This is a genomic window from Calderihabitans maritimus, from assembly GCF_002207765.1.
Lineage (GTDB): Bacteria > Bacillota > KKC1 > Calderihabitantales > Calderihabitantaceae > Calderihabitans > Calderihabitans maritimus.
Map to the genome: position 1 here is coordinate 1 of NZ_BDGJ01000051.1, position 2190 is coordinate 2190.

A 2190-nucleotide genomic window follows, 5' to 3' on the forward strand; every position below is an offset into this window, starting at 1 on the left:
GTTGGGGTAAGATGTTTTGTTTGATACCCTAAAACGGGCTATTTGTGCTTGCTTCCGCACAGCGCAATTGGCTCCATAAAAATTATATATACTAACAAATGCGATTTTTCTCCGGTAAAACAGCTAATAAGATCATAACCGGCGGGAATAATAAAACCAAACGATTAAATCACTGTAAAACCAGAGGAGGTATCCCCGATGGCAGAAGTCAAGAACATGCAATTCGCCAGACTCTCCGATATCCAGTTGCAAAAACTCAAGGAAGTGGAAAAAGAAATTAACGCGGCCCAAGACCTCGACAACCCTGAAATTTACCTTCTTGCCTGCGTCAGAGAACAATAACGGGAGGTAATCCCTGTGTCCATGAACGAACTGATTAAACAAGGCATCAGCCTGTGGGAAGATATCCTGGCCATGCCTTTCCGTTTGACTAAAGAACTTTGGAAAGATAACAATGAGAGCCCTTCCACCACCAGTCAGGCCGTAACTCAAACTCTGGATACCCTAGAAAATCTGATTAGAGTCCCTTTCCGAATGACCCGGGAGTTTTTTGAGGGGGGAAATCATGAAGAAAAAGATCACCAAACCTCCTAAAATTTCTCCTAAGTTCAATCCCATGACCGTAAATGTGGAATTTGCGGAAGAAGCCCTTAATTCTGAAAAAAAGCAGGGTAATTTCACTGTTAACGTTGAGCCTCCTCCCTATGTAGGTAGAGGTGGCGTGCGGGTAAAGCGAAACGGAAACAGTCAGGACGATCAGTCCTGACTGTTTTTATACCGTTCGGGATTCAAACTTACGAGCCCGCTCTAACATTTTTAAAGTAGTATTTATGCCCAGCACATAAAGGGTAGCAGTAGGTAGATAGGTGCTGGCTGAATAATCAAAGAGGATGTTGGCGTTGGGAGGAAATTCCTCATCCCCTTGCCAGAGAATATATGCCAAAGGCAGGCCGGGTAAAACCGGTAAAATGTACCCGGCGTCCCCCATGTCGGTTGCTTTACCGTCCAGGCTCAAAGCCACCTGCCGGAACAGTTCAAGCCGGTCGCCAAAAGTTTGGCTGATAGGGTTGATGGCTTCCTGGCGAAAGGGAGCATAATGATGCGGGCCACCGGGAAGTTCCATAAAACTCAACCAGCGATTTCTAATAGGCATCCCGCTGGCCTGCGTCAGATATTGAAGCATTATAATCTGATCGGTAAGAGGAATCGCAATTTTTTCCTCCGTGTCAAACTTACCGGTAGGGTAATGGATAAAATAGTCAGTTGCGCAATAACGCATACAGAAAACCGATTTTTCCCGGTCAAAACGGGCTTTACTCCACCGGGCCATTAAGTGGGGATCTTTTTCGCTAAATTCTTTCACGGCCTGCCGGTAGGCGTCTTCGTAATTTCCCTGAATTTCTATAGCCACTTTGGATCACTCCGGCTACCTAACAACCGCTGCAACCACTACAACTGCTTCTGCTACAGCTACCGGAACCTCCACCATCGGATTTGCCGAAGTATATAAACCCAGTCAATAGTTGTTGGGCTTTACTTCCGCATTGAGGGCATCTTACCTTATCTCTTTCTTCTATAGGAACCCTGCGGCTGAAGCGCTCGCCACAGTTTACACAACGGAAATCATATGTCGGCAAAGCCAATCACCTCCTGGTTAAACTATAACATAAAAACAGCGATAAAACCAGCCAAGTTACGGGCAATTTGCAGAAGGTGGTAGAGGTGTGGGGCGAAAAAATCCTACCTATGGAGCCGGTGCCGGTCAGAGAAGCCTTTGACAGTCCGGAATATATTTTTCAAGTTAAATGGGACGGCGTTCGCTGTATAACCCATGTCCGGAAAGATTGTGTCCTGGCCCATAACCGTAAACTCATGGACCGTACAAAACAGTATCCGGAACTAAAGGAGCTTTCCGAAATCTTGCAGGCAGAACAGGCAGTTTTTGACGGTGAAATAATCGTGTTGCGGGAACGAAAGCCCAGCTTCCCCCTGGTACTGCGAAGAGATCTAACTACGGACGAAACTACTATTCGTCGCCTGGCCAGAAAAATACCTGTCAACTATATGATTTTTGACCTCCTCTATCTGGACGGTCGGGATATGACTGTACTCCCGCTGCGCGAACGGCTGGAAATTCTGCGGAAAGTGATTAATCCCGGCGGGACGATTTGGATCACTGATAGTTTCCCC

6 protein-coding genes are annotated in these 2190 nt (G+C 46.5%); 4 read left to right on the forward strand and 2 right to left on the reverse strand.

Annotation, left to right across the window (positions count from 1 at the left end):
• Positions 1 to 198 precede the first annotated feature (198 nt).
• Genes KKC1_RS16235 through KKC1_RS05570 form a run of 3 tightly spaced genes read left to right on the forward strand, consistent with a single transcriptional unit; the run spans position 199 to position 766 of the window.
• Positions 199 to 342, forward strand: a complete 144-nt coding sequence (locus tag KKC1_RS16235; protein WP_192868098.1) for a hypothetical protein — start codon at positions 199 to 201, stop codon at positions 340 to 342.
• Between the two features lie 15 nt (positions 343 to 357).
• Entirely contained in the window at positions 358 to 594 is a 237-nt protein-coding gene (locus KKC1_RS05565) for a hypothetical protein (RefSeq protein WP_088553503.1), read from the forward strand.
• Positions 566 to 766: a hypothetical protein gene (locus KKC1_RS05570; protein WP_088553504.1), complete on the forward strand. Its 201-nt coding sequence runs from the start codon at positions 566 to 568 to the stop codon at positions 764 to 766. Before KKC1_RS05565 ends, KKC1_RS05570 begins: the two co-directional genes overlap by 29 nt.
• A gap of 6 nt (positions 767 to 772) precedes the next feature.
• Here the strand turns inward: KKC1_RS05570 and KKC1_RS05575 are convergent, their stop codons facing one another.
• Together KKC1_RS05575 and KKC1_RS05580 are read right to left on the reverse strand one after the other, a co-directional pair.
• Positions 773 to 1411: a DUF3786 domain-containing protein gene (locus KKC1_RS05575; protein ID WP_088553505.1), complete on the reverse strand. Its 639-nt coding sequence runs from the start codon at positions 1409 to 1411 to the stop codon at positions 773 to 775.
• Positions 1412 to 1430: 19 nt separating this feature from the next.
• Entirely contained in the window at positions 1431 to 1643 is a 213-nt protein-coding gene (locus KKC1_RS05580; RefSeq protein WP_306345655.1) for an FmdB family zinc ribbon protein, read from the reverse strand.
• A gap of 79 nt (positions 1644 to 1722) precedes the next feature.
• Here KKC1_RS05580 and KKC1_RS05585 point away from each other — a divergent pair.
• Positions 1723 to 2190, forward strand: a 468-nt coding sequence (locus KKC1_RS05585; protein ID WP_487249570.1) for an ATP-dependent DNA ligase, incomplete at its 3' end; no start/stop codon positions are given.